Source organism: Neopararhizobium haloflavum, assembly GCF_002750855.1.
GTDB lineage: Bacteria > Pseudomonadota > Alphaproteobacteria > Rhizobiales > Rhizobiaceae > Georhizobium > Georhizobium haloflavum.
On sequence record NZ_NWUC01000004.1, the window covers coordinates 272,694 to 292,033 of the forward strand.

Here is a 19,340-nt window from a genome sequence, read left to right on the forward strand (position 1 = left end):
TCATCGGGACATGAAGAAGGGTCCGGCGAAGAACGGCGCGCCGGCTCCTCCCGATTGCCACAGTTCGCGCAGCCCAACAAGCGCAGCCTGCGCGGCCGGGTCCGCCAAGCGACACATTTGAAAGCATTCACGTAACGGCACGTGAAGGGATGACCGCGACCGATCTCTTCCGCTAAGCTCAAATGGGCAATACGGGCATGCGAGATGCGTATACTACTTGTCGAAGACAACCGGGATCTCGGCGAAGCGGTCGAAGGCCGTCTCAAGCGGGAAGGTCATTCCGTCGACTGGGTTCGCGATGGCGAGGCGGCCCTGTCCTTCGCCGTGGGTGACAATTTCGACGCCGTCATCCTCGATCTCATGCTTCCCGGTCGCGACGGCATCTCGGTCATCTCGGAGCTGCGCCGTTCGGGACGGGACGTGCCGATTCTCGTCGTCACGGCCCGCTCGGAAATCGACGACAAGGTCAGCCTGCTGGACATGGGCGCCGACGATTATCTCGTCAAACCGTTCGATCTTCGAGAGTTGCAGGCGCGCCTGCGTGCGCTGATGCGCCGGCCCGCCGGGCAGACCACCAGCATGCTCGTCGTCGGCGATCTGACGATGGATCTCGCAGGCCACACCGTTCAACTGGCCGGGCGGGCGGTCGAGCTCGGTCGCCGAGAGTTTCGGCTCCTGGAGATATTGTTGTCGCGCGCCGGGCAGGTCGTCTCGAAGGATCGCCTGATGGCCCAGCTCTTCAGCATCGACGAGGAGGTCGCGGTCAACGCTCTGGAACTTTACGTCTCGCGTCTGCGGCGCAAGATCGAGGGCGCCAGCGTCGAGATCATAACGGTGCGCGGCATCGGCTATCTCGCACGGCATGTCGAACCGGATTTGTGCAACGACGGACAGGTCGGCCATGCAGGCTGACGGATTTTCGCTGCGCCGGCGCATCACTGTCCTGGCGGTGGTGCTGCTCCTGTCGGCCGCCCTCATCCTGGTCGTTTTCATCCGCGACTACGCCGAACGGGCGTCCGACCGCGCCTTCGACAGGCTTCTGGCCGCCTCGGCCCTGACGATCGCGGGCGCCGTTCAGATCGAGGACGGGGCCGTGACGCTGGAGCTTCCCTATGCCTCCTTCGCCATGTTTTCCGGCAATGACCGCATCTTCTATGCGGTTCGCGCACCGGATGGTCAATTGGTCACCGGCTATGGAGACCTGGCGTCGACCATGCCGCTCGCGACATCACTGGAGGCCGAGTTCGACGATGTCGATTATGGCGGAGAGACCGTCCGGGTCGCCAGCATCGGCCGGCTGGTGTCGACGGCGCAGTCGACCGGCTGGGTGACGATCCGCGTCGCCGAAACGCAAGGCGCCCGCAATGCCCTGTCGCGCGAGATCATCTCGAACGCGATCGTTCCACTCATCGCGCTGACGGTCCTTGCCGGATGGCTTGTCTGGTATTTGATTCGACGCAGTTTCGCGCCGCTCTTGGCGCTCGAACAGGAATTGCGCGCACGGGCACAGGATGACCTCTCGGCCGTCGACATTCCCGTCCCCGCCGAGGTGCGCCATCTCGTCAACGCGCTCAACGATTTCATGGCGCGCCTTCAAGGATCGATGGAACGGCTGAGCGAGCTCGTGACGGAGGCCGCACACCAGGTTCGCACCCCCCTCGCCTCGCTGCGGGCGCAGGCCGAGGTCGCCATGGACGAAAACGACCCCGTGGCCTTGCGCGAGCGTATCGGCCGCATCCACCAGGGCGCCGTTCAATCGAGCCAGCTTGTCAGTCAGTTGCTGATGGATGCCACGATCTCACATCGACTGGAGCTGCGCGACGCCCAGACGACGACGCTCGGAAGCCTCGTCGACGAGGTCGTTCAGCGCCTCGATCCCGACGCGCTCTTGCGGCTCTCGGTGTCGATGGATGACGAGATCGCACGCCAGTCCTTGCCCTACGATCGCATCTCCCTGCGTGAGATGCTGCGCAACCTTGTCGACAATGCCCTTGCCTATTCTCACGATGCCGTGGACATCGTCGTTGCGCGGCGCGAGGGAACGGAAACCGTGAGTGATCTCTATCTCGCCGTGCTCGACCGCGGCCCCGGCATCGCGCCTGACGAACGCGACAAGGTGCTGGAGCGGTTCGGTCGTGGCAGGAGCGGCGAGGGCAAGCCCGGCTCCGGTCTCGGCCTTTCGATCGTCAAGCGGGTCGTCGACGCGCATCGGGGCCGGCTTTCGCTAAGTGCGCGAGAAGGCGGCGGACTTGCTGCCGAAGTGCATCTGCCGTTTGGCGCGTCGCCTCAAAGCGCGCCGGACCCGCAGCGACGCGGCTCACGGCTGGGCGCCGCCGCGGTCCTCTTGGCGCTCGGCGCCTGTTTCATCGACCCCGCCTATGCCGATCCCGTCCACTATCCAGCGGCGAGCGGCGGAAACGGTGCGCAGACGCTGACCATCGTCGGCACCACGGACACGCAGATCTTCTCGATCTTCGTCGCAGCCTTCCAGGACGCAAATCCCGGCATTGCCGTCAGCTACGAGGAAACCGAGACGCTGCCGATGTATGAGGATTATCTGACTGGCCGACTGCAGCCCGCCCCCGATCTTCTGATCAGCTCGGCCTCTGACCTCCAGGTCAAGCTGGCCAATGACGGGCATGCCGTGGCCCATCGCTCCGACGAGGTCGCCGCCCTGCCCCGCTGGGCACAATGGCGCGACGAGGTCTTCGGCTTCACCTTCGAGCCCGCCGTCATCATCTACAATCCGGATCTCGTTTCCGGCGACGAAGCACCGCGCACGCATCTCGAACTGGCTGAGGTCCTGGAAGCCGATCCGGAGCGCTTCCGCGGCAGGGTCGCCACATACGACATTGCCGCAAGCGGGGTCGGTTACCTTCTCGCCGTTCAGGATCAGTTGATCTCGTCCCAATTCTGGCGCCTGGCCAACGCGTTCGGGCGGACCGATGCCGTTCTCAGCGGCTCCAGCCCGGACATATTGAGCCGGGTGGCAAGTGGCGAACTCGCCATTGCATACAATGTCCTCGGCTCGTACGCCTTCGCCCGACAGGCGGCAGGCGCCAATATCGGCATCGTCGTTCCGGACGACTACGTGCTCGTCCTGACACGCAGCATGCTGATCCCGCGCGATGCGCCCAGCCCCGGCCTTGCCGGAACCTTCGTCGACTTCGCGCTCTCGCGGCAGGGTCAGGCGGTGGCAGCCGGTCCAACCGCGCTCGGGGCGGTCATGCCGGACGTGCGGGGCATGTTCACGACGCGGAACATCACCGAACTCGGAAGCGGCGCTGTGCAGCCCATCGCACTCGGACCGGCGCTCATGGTCGCGCTGGACCAGCAGCGCAAGAGCCGATTCCTGGAAACCTGGCGCGGCATCGTCTCTCCGCGCCGATGACAGGTTAGCGACAGGTGACAGTGTTAACGTCTGTCCAACCAGGTTTGGGAGCCCTGGGCGAGGGAGGAGTGCGCATGCGGCCACCGCATGCCGATCCATCATCAGCCAAGATCAACTCCCGACCCGGTCCGGCGCCCAAACGGCGCCGCAACGTCAACATTCGGGAGGTCATCTTGAAAAAAGCCATTTTCGCGGGCGCAATCGCAGCGCTTCTTTCCAGCACAGCAGCATTTGCCCAGATGGACGAATTGCGCATCATGGCGCCGGCAGCACCTGGCGGCGGCTGGGACCAGACGGCGCGAACCATCCAGTCGGTCATCCAGGCCGAGGGCCTTGCCTCGAATATCCAGGTTGAAAACGTGGCCGGCGCCGGCGGCACGATCGGCCTGCAGCAGTTCGTCAACCAGTCGACGGGCGATCCGAGCGCAACGATCGTCGGCGGCTACGTGATGGTCGGTGCGATCATCGCCAACAATGCGCCCGTCACGCTGGCCGATGTCACGCCGATCGCGCGCCTGACCGGCGAATATGTCGTCGTCGTCGCACCGACCGACAGCGAGATCGAGAATGCCGAGGATCTTGCCGAGGCCATGCGCGCCGATCCGGGCTCGGTTACCTGGGGCGGCGGCTCGGCCGGTGGTGTCGACCACATCGCAGCGGGGATCTTCGCCCAGACCGCCGATGTCGACCCGCGCGGCCTCAACTACATCCCGTTCTCGGGCGGCGGTGAAGCGCTCGCCGCAATTCTCGGCGGACAGGTTACGGTGGGCATCTCGGGCTACAGCGAATTCGCCGCCCAGATCGAGGCCGGCGAACTGAAGGTCATCGGCATCACGGCGCCGGAACCGCAGGACTATGTCGACGCTCCGACCTTCGTGGACCAGGGTTTCGACGTCGATGTGCAGAACTGGCGCATGATCGCGGCGGCACCCGACATCACCGAGGAAGAGCGGGCGCAACTGACGGAGACCATCCGCACCATGTCGGAATCGGAGGCCTGGGCCAACGAGCTGGAGACCCGCGGCTGGGTCAACACCTACCTCGACGGAGAGGAATTCCAGACTTACCTCCAGGAAGAGATCGAGGCGACCACCGCGATCCTCTCCGAACTCGGCATCAGCCAGTAAAATGGCTACGCACGAAGACAAGGGGGCCGGCGCAAGCCGGCCCGATGGCTCTTCCCGCGCCACCGATATCGGCGGGCTGGGCATCGCGCTCGGCCTGTTCGTGTTCGCCGCGCTCATCGCATGGGATGCATCCTCCTACCCGGAGCGGCGCAGCTATGCCCAGATCGGACCGGAAATCTTTCCCTATATCGTGGGGGCCGGCATCGCGATCTTCGGCGTGCTCACCATCGTCATGGCCAGAAGGGGCGATTTTCCGGAACGCGAAGCGCTGAACTTCGCCCCGGTCCTCTGGCTGCTTGCTGCCCTCGGCGGCATGACGGCTCTGCTTTATGCCGGATCAGGCTTCATCATCGCATCGTCCGTGCTATTCGGCCTCGCCGCGCGCGGCTTCGGGCGCAAACCCGTCTGGTTGACCTTCCTGGTAGGCCTTCTGCTCAACTGCATGCTCTACGTGCTTTTCCGGCAAGGCCTCGGGCTGTCGCTGCCCGGCGGGCTGATCGAGCCTTACATCAACGTATTGTTTCGCTGACACCCGGCGGACGCATTCTGCATCGACGCCGACCAGGGGATCGTTAGACGCCTATGGATACCTTCTCGCTCCTTCTCGACGGCCTGCTCGTCGCCGCGCAGCCGGGCAATCTCGGCTTTGCGCTTCTCGGCGTGCTGCTCGGCACCGCGGTCGGCGTTTTGCCGGGGCTCGGACCAGCCCTCACCGTCGCCCTCTTGCTGCCGGTTTCGCTCTCCTTCGGCGCGACAGGCTCGATGATCATGTTCGCCGGCATCTATTACGGCGGCATGTATGGCGGCGCGATCTCGTCGATCCTGCTCAACACGCCGGGCGAAACAGCCTCGATCATGACGGCGCTCGAGGGCAACAAGATGGCCAAGGATGGCCGGGGCGGCAAGGCGCTGGGAGCGGCGGCCATTGGATCATTCTTCGGCGGGACATGCGCCACGATCGGCCTCGCCATCATCGCACCGCTCATGGTCAAGGTTGCGCTGGCCTTCGGCCCGGCCGAGTATTTCGCCCTGATGGTGCTGTCCTTCCTCACCGTCTCGGCTGCGTTCGGCGGCTCGTTGATGCGGGGGCTGACGGCCTTGTTCATCGGCCTTTCGATCGGCCTCGTCGGCATCGATCGCCTCACTGGCCAGGCGCGCCTTTCCTTCGGCGTGCCGGAACTGCGCGACAACATCTCCATCGCCACGGTGGCAGTCGGGCTCTTCGCCATCGGGGAGACGCTCTACATCGCTTCCCAGTCGAGCACGATGAATGAAAAGATGCAGGCGGTGAAGGGGTCGGTCTGGCTGACGCTCGGCGAGCTGAAGCGTTGCCTCAAGCCGTTTCTGCGCGGCACCGGGCTCGGCTTCATGTTCGGTCCGCTGCCGACGGGGGGCGCCGAAATCCCGACATTTCTCTCCTATTCGGCCGAGCGGCGCACCGCCAAGGGCATCGCCCGCGAAGAATTCGACAGCGGCAAGGGCGCCATCGAGGGCGTTGCCGGGCCGGAGGCTGCCAACAATGCATCTGCCGCCGGCACGCTGATCCCGCTGCTGACGCTCGGCCTGCCGACCTCGGCGACGGCGGCCGTCATGCTGGCCGGGTTCCAGCAATACGGCTTGCAGCCGGGGCCGCTGCTCTTCACCAGCAATTCGGAACTGGTCTGGGGGCTGATCGCAAGCCTTTTCATCGCCAATCTGATGCTCGTCGTCATCAATCTGCCCTTCGTCGGCGTCTGGGTGCGGCTTCTCACCATTCCCAAGCCGTGGCTCTATGCGGGCATCATGACGTTTGCCGCGCTCGGCATCATCGGCGCGCAGGGCACACCGTTTTCGCTGATCCTGCTCCTCGTCTTCGGTCTTGTCGGTTTCGTCATGCGCCGGTTTGACTACCCGCTCGCCCCCGTCCTTGTCGGTGCCATTCTCGGCCCCCTTGCCGAGGAGCAATTGCGTCGTGGTCTCATGATCAACCAGGGCGATTTCAGCTTCCTGGTCACCTCATGGATCGCGCTGACGATCTACGCGATCGCCGTCGCCGCAGTTGCCGGCCCGCTTCTCTGGTCGCGTTTCAGCAAACGCGGGATCGAAGCCTCAAAGGCACTGCACGAACACTGACCTTCCAATCAGGCCGACAGGCGATCACCCGTGTGCAATTGCGCGCGGGTGATCCGGCATGCCGATAACATCTGTGGGTTGTCACGGGTGAAGGGGCGAAGCCGGTGCCTCATCGATGCTATGGAGGCCTGTCTGAGAAACGAGGAGTGGTGATGCGGGTCGACATCGACATGGGAACCACGTCGGCGGAAAAGCCGGCGCTGCTCGATCTTGAGGAATTGTTGGCGACCCGGTTGCTGGTCCAGGGCAACTCCGGTTCGGGCAAGTCCCATCTGCTGCGCAGGCTTCTGGAACAAAGCGCACCCTGGGTTCAGCAGTGCGTCATCGACCCGGAAGGCGATTTCGTCACGCTCGCCGACAAATACGGCCATGTCGTCGTCGACGGCGCGCGCTCGGAAACGGAACTCGCCCGCATCGCCCAGCGGATCCGCCAGCACCGCGTCTCCGCCGTCCTCACACTGGAGGGGCTGGAGGCGGACCAGCAGATGCGCTGCGCGGCCGCCTTCCTCAACGGCATGTTCGATGCCGAGCGGGATCATTGGTATCCCGTTCTGGTCGTTGTCGACGAGGCACAACTGTTCGCCCCATCGGCGGGCGGCGAGGTCGCGGAGGATGCGCGGCGTGCGTCGCTGGGGGCGATGACCAACCTGATGTGCCGCGGGCGGAAACGAGGCCTTGCCGGCGTCATTGCAACGCAGCGGCTGGCGAAACTGGCCAAGAATGTCGCGGCCGAAGCGTCCAATTTCCTTATGGGCCGCACCTTTCTCGATATCGATATGGCACGTGCCGCCGATCTTCTTGGCATGGACAGGCGCCAGGCGGAAATGTTCCGAGACCTTGCGCGCGGCCGGTTCGTCGCTCTCGGTCCCGCCCTGTCGCGCCGCCCCCTGCCAATTGCCATCGGCGCGGTGGAAACCGAAGCGCGATCAACGAGCCCGAAACTGACGCCGCTGCCGGAAAGCCCGGCGCCGGAGGAGGCACGCGACCTGATCTTCACGCCGAGCCCGGACGAGGCCCGCATGCCGGTACGCCGTGCGGCCCCACCCCCACGTCCGACGCACGACATTCTTGCCGATCTGGCCCAGTCCGAGCCCGAACCCGAAACGCCTGCCGAGCTCTTTCCCGAAATCGCCGATGGTGAGCGCGACGGCCTCATCGAGCAGATCATGGCGGCGATTCTCGACGATCCGGACGCGGCCTTCCGAACGGACGCGGAACTCTACCAGGATTTTCTGGTGCGCTGCCGCATCCAGCGCCTGCAGGGGCCGCCGCTTGCCATGACCGAATTTCGCCGCCGATTCGCGCTGGCAAGGGTCGGCGTCGATACGGCAGCAGCGGGCGGCGAGGACTGGCAGCGCGTCATGACGCTGGCACAGACCGTTGCCGATGATATCCAGGGCGTCTTCATTCTCGTTGCAAAAGCGGCTCTGGAGGGACAGCCCTGCCCTTCGGATGCCACGTTGGCGCGGGTCTACGGCACGCATTCGACACGTCGTGCCCGCCGTCTGCTCAGCTATTTCGAAGAGCGGGACCTGGTGGTTCTTCGAACCGATTTCTCCGGCCAGCGTGTCGTGGCCTTTCCCGATCTCGGCTGTGAGACCATGCCCGGTGATCCGGATGCTGCCGATGTGCGCTCGGCGGCCTGACCGGCAAACGCAGCCTGGCCATACCTGACTTTGGACGGCGCGAAAAAAGAGGCGGGCCTTTCGGCCCGCCCAAGTTGGTTTCCTCTCATGCGTGTTGCCTCAGAAAACGCGGCGTCAGATGTAAGGGGGTACGCCGTAATAGTCGTTGATGCGGCGGGTATCCTCGCGGTTTGTCCAGTCGAACTCCCGTTCGCGTGCGTAGCGCGGCGCGCCTTCGAGTTCTTCGCGCGACAGGTCGACGACATAGCTGCCTTCGCGCTCGTCATATGTCAGCTTTTCCCACGGCAAAGGATGATACTCCTCGCCGATGCCGAGGAAGCCGCCGAACGACATGATGGCGTATTTGACCTGTCCATCACGCTTTCCGATGACCAGGTCGTCGACGCTTCCAAGGTGTTCGCCTGCGGCATTTCGCACTTCCGTGCCCTCAACGCGGGTGGCACGAATATTTTCGGAAGAAACACTAGGGGCTGTCATTGTCATTCTCCCATTGTTGACGAGAGAAGAACGTTTGCCGGAATCCAATGTTCCTCGCCGCGCCCATCACGCCGGATGAAAGCCCGGAATCATGCGTTGAGACGCCAGTTGAAGCGTCGAATCCGGTCGTCGACACAAGCGGCCGAAATTGCTGGGCAAGCCGCCATCGGCCCCGGCTCGATTGTCACAGACGCTTCGCCGCCGGACCACTCCGCCCGCACCCCGATACGGTGCGACGCGGCACCGTTCGCAACAATGCTCTCGCCGTCGTCCCAGAAAAATTCGCCGCGCGCATGGCCGCTCTCGCCCGATGCGTAGAGCGTGAAGGCGAGGTCCTTCGCATCATGCGGTGCGGTCTCCTCCCACTGGCCGGCGAGCGGAAGCACGGCGCCGCCGCGAACGAAGATCGGCAGCCTCTCCAAAGGCGCATCGACCGTAACGGTCTTTCCGCCGACAAAATGCTCTCCGGACCAGAAGTCGAACCAACCATCCTCGGTGAAAGGCAGATACACACTGACGGATCGATCGCCGGCGTTGACCACCGGCGCGACCAGGACATTGGCACCGAGCATGAAGCAATCGGCATCATCGAAGCAGGCCGGCTCGGAAAAATGGTAGAATGCCGGTGCGATCACGGGCTCGCCGGTTCGATTTGCCCTGAAGCTAAGATCATAAATATGGGGCAGGAAACGATATCGCAGCGTCAGCGCCGCCTTCACGCAATCAAGCACCTGCGGGTACATGAACGGTACGGTGGCAGGGTCATGCAACTGCGGCTTCCAGGAATTCATGACGCAGCGCGGATGAAGCGCCATCATCTGCACCCAGCGAACGAGCAGTTCCGGCTCGGGCCTTGGACCGTCGAAGCCGCCAATGTCGTGGCCGATGAGAGGCATGCCGCTCAGGCTCATCGACAGCCCCTGCCGCAGGTTCCATTTCAACGTATGCCAACTCGTACGGTTGTCGCCCGTCCATGTTTCGCCATAACGCGCTATGCCGATGGGCCCGGCGCGGGTGATGGTGAAGGGGCGCTTGCCCGGGCTTGCCGCAGCCGTCGCCTCGAAGGTCGCTCGCGTCATCTGCAACGCGTGCAGCGGGCGCACATCGACCCCCTTAAGAGGCCTGCCGAAACCAACGACGGTGGCAGTCTCGTCGGAAAGTTCGGCTTCGTTGTTGTCGTTCCAGGCAGATGAGAAACCGGCGCCAAGCACCTGATCGGTGATTTCCTTTCTTCCACCAGTCGATCGTCGCCGGATTGGTCATGTCGAGGCTCGCGCCCTGCCCGCCCCAGAACATCTCGATCGCCGGGCTGCCGTCCTCGCGGCGAATGAACCAACCTTCGCGTTGCGCCTGGGCAAAATCGGGATGTTCGGTCAAAAGCACCGGCTTGACGTTGGCGCAGGTCTTGTAGCCGAGTTCGGCCAGCCGCGCGAAAAAGGCAGCGCGATCAGGAAACTTGCTCTCATTCCATGTGAAGACGTAGCGGCGTCCGTCTTCCTTTGTCGTATATCCCGATCCCGAATGGATCGCCGAGATGGGAATGCCGTCGGCGCGGCAGCGCTCGGCAAATCCGGTCATGACCGCCTGGGCCTTGGGATCGTCGGCGTGATGCATGGTGGTGAAGGCGAACCCGAAGGACCAGCGTGGCGGCAGATGCGGCAGGCCCGTCATCCGCATCAGGCGCGGAACGACGTCGCGCATGCGCGGGCCGGCGATGACATGATAAATCAGCGTGTCATCTGCCGTTACGACATGTCTGTAATGGGGGAAATAGTTGGAGTGTTCGGCGCCGAGATCGAACGTCGTCTCACAAAGCGTGTCGTACAAAAGCCCGCAAGCCTCACCCCCGCCTCCATCGGCGGCGGGCGTCTCGGCGATCACGAAGGGGACATGCTTGTATAGCGGGTCCGTGCTTTCCGCGTCATAGCCCAGGCTGTCGACCTGAAGGCATCGAAGCCGCCGCCCGGTACGATCGAGCGGACCTGTCTTGTCGCCAAGGCCGAAGTGCCGGTCCTTTGGCAGCCGCGCCTGCCAGTGCTGGAAAAGATGGCTTCGCGGCAGCCATTGATAGGCACCGGCCGGACGGTCTTCAGCGATCGTCACCCATCCGTCGTCCGTCGCCCTTTCGACCACCAGCCGCAATGGGGCCTTTTCGACTGTCACCCGCAAGGCATTGCCGATAAGCCTGTTGCCCTCGACCCGTCCGCCCGGCGCCGCGAAACCTTCTACCGAAAGGCGCTCACGCCCTTCCCACGGCAAGTCGCCCGCAGGGTCGATCATCCAGCCGCGATCAACCGCCATTCCCTTGTCCGGCACGATAGAGACGCGCAGCAGCCAGTCTTCCAGGATATCGAGCCTTAGCCGGAAACCACCTTCGAGATTGGCGGCGGCCCCCGTCGGCGTTTCCAGCAGGTCGTCCTTGCGCGCGAGGAAGGCCACCTCAAGCGGCCTCGCCGATCACCTGCCGCTCGAACGCGGCTCCGTCGGCTTTTCGGAAAACGTGAATGAAGGCGCGCCGCAGCACGGCGTTGGTGCAAGAGCCACGGCGCAACGCCGTCTGGCCAGCCACATGCGCCGTCAACGACGCTCCGGCATCGCTTCGGCAATGAAGATAGGAATGCCCGCCCAGCTGCTCGATGCCTTCGACCGTGACGGCAAGACAGTCTTCTTCCTCATGGTCGCTGAGCAGCACATGTTCCGGCCGGATGCCGAGCACGACAGCTTCGCCGGGCGACAGGCCGTCGACGGCCACTGCGCCATGAAATGCGCGGCCCTGCGCATCCTTGACCTTAAGCGCGCCGACCTCGACGCCGGCGACCGTCGCGTCAAAGAGATTCATGCGCGGCGAACCGATGAATCCGGCGACGAACAGATTGGCGGGCCGATTGTAGAGATCGAGCGGCCGGCCGACCTGCTCGACGCGCCCCTCGCGCAGAACGACGATCTTGTCGGCCATGGTCATCGCCTCGACCTGATCGTGCGTGACGTAGACCATCGTATTGCCGAGCCGCTTGTGCAGATCGGCAATCTCGCCGCGCATGGTCACGCGCAGTTCGGCGTCGAGATTGGAGAGCGGTTCGTCGAAAAGAAAAACGCGCGGTTCGCGCACGACGCACCGGCCGATCGCGACGCGCTGGCGTTGGCCACCGGAGAGTTGCCGGGGCTTGCGGTCCAGATATTCCTCCAGCTGCAGCATCCGGGCCGCCTCCGCGACCTTTTCGACGATCTGCCCCTTTGGCAGGCGAATATTCTCCAGACCGAAGGCAAGGTTCTGGCGCACGGTCATGTGCGGATAAAGCGCGTAGCTCTGGAACACCATTGCCAGGCCGCGCTCGGATGCCCGCTGCTCGTTGACGCGCACCCCGTCGATGCGAAGCTCTCCGCCGGTAATCTCCTCGAGACCCGCGATCATCCGCAACAGCGTCGACTTCCCACAGCCCGACGGGCCGACAAAGACGCAGAACTCGCCCTCCTCGACGACGAGGTCGACACCGTGCACGGCACGCACGTCGCCGTAGTCCTTGATCAATCCGTCCAGGTCGAGCTGTGCCATGCGGTTCCTATTTCACACCGGTCTGGGCGATGCCCGTGGTGATGTACTTTTGCAGAAAAGCGAAGACGATCGTGATCGGCAGCAGCGTCAGCACCGTCATGGCCAGAAGGTTGCTCCAACTGGTTTGCAACTCGCCCTGGAAAGAGTTGAGCGCCAGTTGCAGCGTGAACTCGTCCGATCGGTTGAGGACGATCAGCGGCCACAGAAAATCGTTCCAGCGCCACATCATGGAGAAAATAACCAGGACGGCGAGCGCCGGCGCCGACAGTGGCATCACGATCTTCCAATAGACCCGCCATTCGGAGGCATGGTCCATGCGGGCTGCGTCGAGCAGGTCGTCGGGGATCGACAGCATGTATTGCCGGAGCAGGAAAACCCCGGTCGGCGTCGCGATCGCGGGCCAGATCACCGCCCAGGGCGAATTGACCAATCCCAGTTCGGACACCACGATGAATATCGGCACGAGATTGATCGTCGGCGGGATCATCAATGTCGCGATGATGAGCAGAAAGACGGTGGTGCGTCCTCGGAAGCGATATTTCGACAGCGCGAAAGCGGCCATCGAGTTGACCAGAACGGTGAGAATCGTCGCAACCACGGTGATGAACACCGAGTTCCAGAAGTAGAGCATGAAGTTGAAGCGACTGAACAGGGACGTGTAATTCTCTGTCGCGAGCTTGAACTCGCGTGCCGGTGTGCGATCGTCTATCGATATGCTGATGGTCTCGCCGGGCGCCGCGGGATCGACCATCTGCGCTTCCAGCCCGATACGGCGGATTTCGGCAAGCTGCCGGCCGGCATGCTCTCCACCGGTGATATCGAAAAGCGGCAGCGGCGCGTCATGGCCCTCAACCGTTGCGGTGACCGCCGAAAGGGGTAGCAGGCGCGGTGGATATTCGGCGAGCGCAGTTTCCGTCTTGAACGAGGACAGGACGAGCCACAGGACCGGACCGAGCATCAAGAGAAGCCCGACCACCAGATAGCCCCAGCTCAACCAGTCCATCCAATCCATGCGGTATCGCCCGCGCCGCCGTGTCAGAAACCGCTTCATCGACTGTCCCCTTCGGCGCGGCTGCGCGTCAGCCAGAGCTGCCCAAGGGTCAGCACGAAGAGCACGACGGCCATGAGGATCGAAGCGGCGGCGGCAAGTCCGAAGAGACGTGGCTGCGAGGCAAAGCCGGTTTCATAGATATACTGCAGCACGAGCATCGTCGCCGAGCCCGGCCCGCCGCCGGTCAGGACATAGATCTCGTCGAAGGCCTGAACGGCGCGGATGAGCGACAGCACCAGGACGACCACCATTGTCGGCATTAGGAGCGGCATGGTGATGCGCGAGAAGACGCGCCATTTCGACGTGCCATCCATCTCGGCCGCTTCGTACACATGAGCAGGGATTGCCTGCAGGCCGGCCAGGAGGATCAGGACGTAAAAGCCCATATGCGCCCATATCGAGACGAAGACGACCCAGAAGAAGGCCCAGTCGGCGCGCACGAGCCAGTTTACTGGCTCAGCGCCGATTTCCTCCAGACCTGCGTTGAGAACGCCGTAGCGTTGGAGAACCCACTTCCAGATCAGCGCGACCACGACCGGAGACAGGAGGACCGGATAGAAGAATACGCCACGGAAGAAGCCGCGAAGCGGGATATCCCGGTTGAGTATCAGCGCCGTCACGAGCGCAAGGGCCACCATGAAACCCACTTGCAGCAGCACGAACCATCCTGTGTTGTGAACCGCCCGCCAGAAGATGTCGCGCCGGCAGCTGTTTGGGTCGAGGTAGCTTGCACAGTCGAGCAGCGAGGCAAAATTGGCCGTTCCGACGAACGGGCGGTCGGCCAGAAGGATCGCGTCGCTGCCCGTGAGCGCATAGACGAAATTGAGGCCGATGGGCAGAAACGTGAACAGGGCGAAGGCCACAAGGTTCGGCAGCAGGAAGAGCCAGGCGACGCGGCGCATGCCCACGGCGCGCTGCGCCGCGAGCATCGGCCGCTCGAACAGGTTGAACGTGAATGCGTAGAGCGATGCCGCCGCACGCCTGACGATGCCGCTCATGAAGCCTCCAGACGCCCGGCGTTGCCGCTGCCTACTCGGCCGCTTCCACAGCTTCAGCCACGTCCTGGTCGATCCGCTCGAGCGCCGCATCGAGCGCGACCTCGCCGACGATCGCCTGCGTCAGGCGCTCGACCGTGGAATTCATGATGGCGCGGTTGTTGGCGTAGCCCTGGAAGGCATAGGCGACCGGGCTGAAGTCGATGACCGCAGACGAAAAGACCTCCAGCGCGGCGCGCTCCTGGTCGGACGCGTTGGCATAATCGATGCCCTCTTCCTGCAATGTGCGGCTGGCGGGGATATTCTTGGTCGCAGCCATCACGGCTGCCTGCACATCGTCCCTGGCGATGAACTCGAGCAGCTTGCCGACTTCCTCGGGATGCTCGGTGTGATTGAAGCCAACGATGCCTGCGCCGCCCGGAATGCCGGTGCAGCCGACCTCACCACAGGGCGAAGGCACGGCGACCCAATCGAACGCGTCGCCGATGTCGCGCCCGAACCGGGCGATCTGCCAGGAACCGGATAGGTAGAAGACAAGCGAGCCGTTGATGAATTCCTGCGCCGCGTCCTGATAGGTCGCGCCGCCGGCACCGGCCCAAACATCCATCGCCATGGTTCCGTCCTCGTGCCAGGCGACGAATTGTTCGGCAAAGGCCCGGAACCCGTCATCGACAGTGATGGGCGCGCCATCCTCCTGGAATATCTCGGCGCCATAGCTGATCGCCGGCCCCATGAACCGGTGGCCGGAACGGTCCATCGCCATGGCGTAGGGCGACTGGGTCGCCTCGGCGACCTGGCGGCTTGCCTCCGCCCATTCTTCCCATGTTGCACCTTCTCCCGGCATCTCGACGCCTGCCTGGTCGAAAAGGGTCTTGTTGACGAACGGCCCGGTCGCGGTCAGTTGGTCGACCACCACGTAGATGCCATCTTCCGCGTTGCCGCCGACACGCGCCCAATCGAGCGACGCGCCGAAGCGATCCTCGATCGATTCCGGATCCTCGACATAGTCTCGAACGTTCAGCATGTATTCGGCAAGGCCGCCGAAATCCGTGACCCGTGCCAGATCGGGACCGTCTCCGCTGGCCAGATTGACCGGCAGGCTTTCCAGGATCGACTGATACGGCACCACCTCTACGGCGACGGTGATGTCGGGATTTTCCTCTTCGAACTGCTTCAACTGCTCGGCCCAGACGTCGCATTCGACGCCGTCCTGGTAGCAGCTGAAACGCAATTCGGCACCACTTGCCGCCGAAGCGGCGACCATCGCGCCAAGGGCCACGCCGAGGGTGAGCCGAGTGTTGGTCATGAATGATCCTCCCGTTCCGTCATGTGATGGGCATGCTAGAGACTTTCCGTTTCATACGGAAGACAAGCGGCCCGCGTCCATAACCTGCGATCGAAATGCACCGATCCCGACAATCTTATCAATCCGTTTAAGCGCGAATTCAGCGCCATCCATTATCTGATCAAGATCGCCTAATATGTAGCGGGTGCATTCATGAGGAATGTTTTACGCGGGGCGTGGCCGGCTATGATGCGCCGGCTCGACCCGATGCGGCTGCGCGAGGACCGACGCGGCAATTTTGCGGTGCTCGGCGCAATCGTGATGGTTCCGGTCGTCGGTGCCGTCGGGCTTGCGGCTGACTATAGTGAAATCCTTCGGACCAGGTCGCACATCGCCGAGGCGCTGGACGCCGCAGCGTTCGTCGCAGCTGATGGCTATGCGAAGAAGCGCTCGGGCGCTGCGATCACGCAGGATTCGGCGGCTGTCTTTCGCGCCAACCTCGACGAAAACGGGGTCAGCGAAACCGTCGTGTACACCTATGACGGGTTCTTCACCGGAGAAGACGCCAACTTCATCCGTGTGCGCGCGCAAACGCAGGTCCAGCCGCGCTTCATGCCGGTTCTTTGGGCCATGCTCGACAAGAACGGTCTCAGCCAGGGCGGCAGCGGAGAAGATGGCGAGGAGGGCAACGACCGTAGCGGCAGTGGCGGCGGCATCGACCTCGGACTCAAGAGTGAGGTCGCCGTCGCAACCTCGACCGTGGAACTGGCGTTGGTACTGGACAATTCCGGATCGATGGATGGCAACAAGCTGAAGGCCCTCAAATCGGCGGCGAGCAAGCTGGTGGAAGACCTTCACGGCGCCGTCGCGCCGAATTCGGAGCCAAATGCCGTCCAGTTTGCCATCGTGCCGTTCGCCGGGGCCGTCAATGTCGGGCCAGGCAACAAGAGTGCCAGCTGGATGGATACTGCCGGCAAGTCATCCATCCATCACGAGAACTTCGATTGGACGACGCTCTCCGGCGCCAGCAAGCAGAACGGCGTATGGAAGAAGAACGGCAAGGTGCTCAACCGCTTCTGGCTGTTCGACGAGGTCAGCGTCGATTGGGGCGGCTGCGTCGAGGCCCGTCCTTATCCCCTCAACGTCGACGACACCGCCCCCTCGGCGGGCAACCCCGACAGCTATTTCGTGCCGATGTTCGCGCCGGATACGCCGACGCGGTACAAGCGCGACGGCAAATGGGAGAGCTGGTATACAAACAGCTATATAGAGGACGATTTCCTTGGCAGATCGTCTGCCTCCAACCAAGATTCGTCCTACCACGGCGCCGCTCAACATGCCCGTCAGAGCTGGATGAGAAAGTATGAACAGACTGGTCGGGTCTCCAACCAACCGATCAGTGTCGGTCCCAACTATGCATGCACTTCCATACCGATCATGCCGCTGACTGCGTCCCGGCGTGACGCGCTCGAGCATCTGGACGACATGCGTGCGGAAGGTGCAACCAGCATCGCCGAAGGTGCGGCCTGGGGGCTCAGGACGCTGTCGCCCGGCGAGCCGTTCACCGGCGGGCGCGCCTATGGAAGCGAGCGCAACATCAAAGCCATGGTCGTCATGAGCGACGGCGAGAACACCTATTACACCGACAACAACCGCAACGAGTCCACCTACGGACCCTACGGCTTTTCCGCCAATGGCCGGATCTTCGACGGCACCGACTATCATCGAAGCAGCGATTTCAGCCGCGCGATGGACTCCCATCTCCTCAAGGTCTGCGAGGCGGCAAAGGCGAAGAGCATCATGGTGTTCACCATCGCCTTCGATGTCGACAACCGCTCGCCCGTCAAGGCGCTGCTGGAGCGCTGTGCATCGCTCGACCGGGACGGAAAGCCGAACTACTACAACGCAACGAGCAACAAGGAACTGGAAACCGCATTCGGCATGATCGGTTCGAAGGTTTCCGGCGTCCGGCTCTACCGCTGACGCGGGCCATCTGACTGCAAACGGCCCGCCCTTCGGCGGGCCGTTTGTGTTGGGCAGAGCCGATCGCGAAGGCTCCGAATGGCGAACTCGACTATTGCGCTGCGGGCCGGGAACCCCTAAAGACGTCAAAAGTTGACTATAAAAAGATACTTTAGGGACCGGCCATGGAATTCTCGATACCCCGCCTCGCCCGTTGCGGCGCGGCTACCTTGTTGACGCTTTCGATCTTGTCGGCGAGCGCGCTCGCACAGGACGCGGGCGAAACCGACGGGGCGCTTTCGCTCGAGCTCAACACGTTGCAGGAGACGGACACCGGCTGTCTCTTCACCTTCGTTGCTGAGAACGGCCTGGAAGCCAGCCTGGAAAAGGCGGCCTATGAGGTGGTTCTGTTCAATGGCGAAGGGCTGGTCGAGCGCATGACTGTCCTGGATTTCCAGGATCTGCCCGCGGAGCGCACGCGGGTGCGTCAGTTCAATCTCTCCGACACAAGCTGCGGCGATGTCTCTCGCGTCCTGATCAACGACGTGTCGACCTGTTCGGGCGACGGCGTCGAGCCCGCGACGTGCATGGACAGGCTTTCCGTCTCCAGCCAGTCCGACGTCGAATTCGCAAACTGAGGATTCCAGCGTGATCGACAATCTCATCGAAATCGTCCAGTCCTTCATCGATCTCGGCGGCTGGGTCGTGGCGGTGCTTCTCGGGCTCTCGGTCTTCGCGCTCGCCGTCATCCTTCTCAAATTCATGCAGTTCGCACGCGAACGGGTCGGATCGCACGGCCGGCCGCGTGAGGCGCTTCGCTTGTGGTCGCAGCGCGACTACAAGGGTGCCGAGCAACTGGTTTCCAACGACAGGTCGCTCGTATCGGAGACGCTGAGCACCGCGATCCGGCTTTCCGGCCGACGCGCCACGTCGAAGGCAGCGATCGAGGAGGAAGTGGCGCGCATCGCCGTTGGCCGCCTCCACCATCTTCAACGCGGTTTCCGCGCGCTCGACGCCGTCGCGCAAATCGCGCCGCTGCTCGGGCTTTTCGGAACGGTGCTCGGCATGATCGAGGCATTTCAGGCGCTTCAGGGCGCGGGCAACGCCGTCGATCCGTCGATCCTGGCCGGCGGTATCTGGGTGGCTCTGTTGACCACGGCCGTCGGACTTGCCGTCGCCATGCCCGTATCGCTCGTCCTGACCTGGTTCGAATCGCGGGTGGAGAACGAGCGTGTCGCCGTCGAGACATTGACCGGTGCGTTTCTCTCGTCGCGATCCCTCGGCACTGTCGAGGATCATCCTGAGACGCACCACGATTTCGCCGCGACGATCGATGAGAGGAGCGCCGCTTACTGATGCGTATCAATGCGGCCGTTCGACGCCGGCAGCGCCTGTCGCTGACTTCGCTGATCGACGTGATCTTCCTGCTGCTGCTGTTCTTCATGCTGTCGTCGACCTTCACCCGGTTTGCGGAGGTGGAGCTTGCCGGCGGCCAGGGCGGCACCGGAACGTCCGGACAGCCCGACATCCTGATCCGGCTCGACGGCGAGGCGTGGACGGTCAACGGTGAAACCGTCGAACCCGAAGGCGCCATCGCGCAATTACAGGGTCTGGAGGCGGCGGGCGCTGAAAGCGCGGTGCTGCTCGTTCGCGGCGAGGCCACGTCGCAGCAGCTCGTCACGGCTGTCGAACAGATCCGCCGCGATACGACACTGACATTGAACGTGGCGCGGTGAGGATG

General features: G+C 63.4%; 17 protein-coding genes. 10 read left to right on the forward strand and 7 right to left on the reverse strand.

What is annotated here, in order from left to right:
* Positions 1-204 precede the first annotated feature (204 nt).
* The 6 genes from CN673_RS11320 (at position 205) to CN673_RS11345 (ending at position 8,276) form a co-directional block, all read left to right on the forward strand.
* A complete protein-coding gene (locus CN673_RS11320; protein WP_099866365.1) occupies positions 205-912 on the forward strand; it encodes a response regulator transcription factor in 708 nt (235 codons plus the stop codon).
* Positions 902-3,391 (forward strand): extracellular solute-binding protein, encoded by a 2,490-nt coding sequence (locus CN673_RS11325; RefSeq protein WP_099866366.1) that lies wholly within the window; start codon positions 902-904, stop codon positions 3,389-3,391. The genes CN673_RS11320 and CN673_RS11325 overlap by 11 nt, the downstream gene beginning before the upstream one ends.
* A gap of 173 nt (positions 3,392-3,564) precedes the next feature.
* Positions 3,565-4,518, forward strand: coding sequence for a Bug family tripartite tricarboxylate transporter substrate binding protein (locus CN673_RS11330; RefSeq protein ID WP_198585974.1), 954 nt, complete (start codon positions 3,565-3,567; stop codon positions 4,516-4,518).
* A 1-nt stretch (position 4,519) separates the two neighbouring features.
* Positions 4,520-5,047: a tripartite tricarboxylate transporter TctB family protein gene (locus CN673_RS11335; RefSeq protein WP_099866368.1), complete on the forward strand. Its 528-nt coding sequence runs from the start codon at positions 4,520-4,522 to the stop codon at positions 5,045-5,047.
* A gap of 53 nt (positions 5,048-5,100) precedes the next feature.
* The gene (locus tag CN673_RS11340) at positions 5,101-6,630 is read left to right on the forward strand and encodes a tripartite tricarboxylate transporter permease (protein WP_099866369.1); all 1,530 of its coding nucleotides are present in this window, start codon (positions 5,101-5,103) and stop codon (positions 6,628-6,630) included.
* A gap of 152 nt (positions 6,631-6,782) precedes the next feature.
* Positions 6,783-8,276: a helicase HerA domain-containing protein gene (locus CN673_RS11345; RefSeq protein WP_099866370.1), complete on the forward strand. Its 1,494-nt coding sequence runs from the start codon at positions 6,783-6,785 to the stop codon at positions 8,274-8,276.
* 114 nt (positions 8,277-8,390) lie between these two features.
* On the opposite strand, the gene CN673_RS11350 is transcribed toward CN673_RS11345, so the two are convergent.
* The 7 genes from CN673_RS11350 to CN673_RS11380 all read right to left on the reverse strand — a co-directional run bounded on the left by CN673_RS11350 (position 8,391) and on the right by CN673_RS11380 (position 15,658).
* The gene (locus CN673_RS11350) at positions 8,391-8,753 is read right to left on the reverse strand and encodes a PRC-barrel domain-containing protein (protein ID WP_245409868.1); all 363 of its coding nucleotides are present in this window, start codon (positions 8,751-8,753) and stop codon (positions 8,391-8,393) included.
* An 89-nt stretch (positions 8,754-8,842) separates the two neighbouring features.
* On the reverse strand, positions 8,843-9,964 hold the full coding sequence (locus CN673_RS11355) for a glycoside hydrolase family 31 protein (RefSeq protein WP_157928878.1): 1,122 nt from the start codon (positions 9,962-9,964) through the stop codon (positions 8,843-8,845).
* Positions 9,867-11,192: a TIM-barrel domain-containing protein gene (locus tag CN673_RS11360; RefSeq protein WP_099866373.1), complete on the reverse strand. Its 1,326-nt coding sequence runs from the start codon at positions 11,190-11,192 to the stop codon at positions 9,867-9,869. The genes CN673_RS11355 and CN673_RS11360 overlap by 98 nt, the downstream gene beginning before the upstream one ends.
* Position 11,193: 1 nt before the next feature.
* Positions 11,194-12,306 carry an ABC transporter ATP-binding protein gene (locus CN673_RS11365; protein ID WP_099866374.1) on the reverse strand — a complete coding sequence of 371 codons (1,113 nt, stop codon included), beginning with the start codon at positions 12,304-12,306 and terminating at the stop codon, positions 11,194-11,196.
* 7 nt (positions 12,307-12,313) lie between these two features.
* Positions 12,314-13,357 (reverse strand): carbohydrate ABC transporter permease, encoded by a 1,044-nt coding sequence (locus tag CN673_RS11370; RefSeq protein ID WP_099866375.1) that lies wholly within the window; start codon positions 13,355-13,357, stop codon positions 12,314-12,316.
* Positions 13,354-14,355 carry a carbohydrate ABC transporter permease gene (locus CN673_RS11375; RefSeq protein WP_370853030.1) on the reverse strand — a complete coding sequence of 334 codons (1,002 nt, stop codon included), beginning with the start codon at positions 14,353-14,355 and terminating at the stop codon, positions 13,354-13,356. Before CN673_RS11375 ends, CN673_RS11370 begins: the two co-directional genes overlap by 4 nt.
* 31 nt (positions 14,356-14,386) lie before the next feature.
* Positions 14,387-15,658, reverse strand: a complete 1,272-nt coding sequence (locus CN673_RS11380; RefSeq protein ID WP_099866376.1) for an ABC transporter substrate-binding protein — start codon at positions 15,656-15,658, stop codon at positions 14,387-14,389.
* A 225-nt stretch (positions 15,659-15,883) separates the two neighbouring features.
* Here CN673_RS11380 and CN673_RS11385 point away from each other — a divergent pair, with 225 nt between their 5' ends.
* The 4 genes from CN673_RS11385 (at position 15,884) to CN673_RS11400 (ending at position 19,335) form a co-directional block, all read left to right on the forward strand.
* Complete coding sequence (locus tag CN673_RS11385) at positions 15,884-17,620, forward strand: VWA domain-containing protein (RefSeq protein ID WP_210200118.1); 1,737 nt, start codon at positions 15,884-15,886, stop codon at positions 17,618-17,620.
* 164 nt (positions 17,621-17,784) lie between these two features.
* Positions 17,785-18,237 carry a hypothetical protein gene (locus CN673_RS11390; RefSeq protein WP_099866378.1) on the forward strand — a complete coding sequence of 151 codons (453 nt, stop codon included), beginning with the start codon at positions 17,785-17,787 and terminating at the stop codon, positions 18,235-18,237.
* 10 nt (positions 18,238-18,247) lie between these two features.
* The gene (locus tag CN673_RS11395) at positions 18,248-18,955 is read left to right on the forward strand and encodes a MotA/TolQ/ExbB proton channel family protein (RefSeq protein WP_099866379.1); all 708 of its coding nucleotides are present in this window, start codon (positions 18,248-18,250) and stop codon (positions 18,953-18,955) included.
* The gene (locus CN673_RS11400) at positions 18,955-19,335 is read left to right on the forward strand and encodes a biopolymer transporter ExbD (RefSeq protein ID WP_099866380.1); all 381 of its coding nucleotides are present in this window, start codon (positions 18,955-18,957) and stop codon (positions 19,333-19,335) included. The genes CN673_RS11395 and CN673_RS11400 overlap by 1 nt, the downstream gene beginning before the upstream one ends.
* The last annotated feature ends 5 nt before the right edge of the window (positions 19,336-19,340 follow it).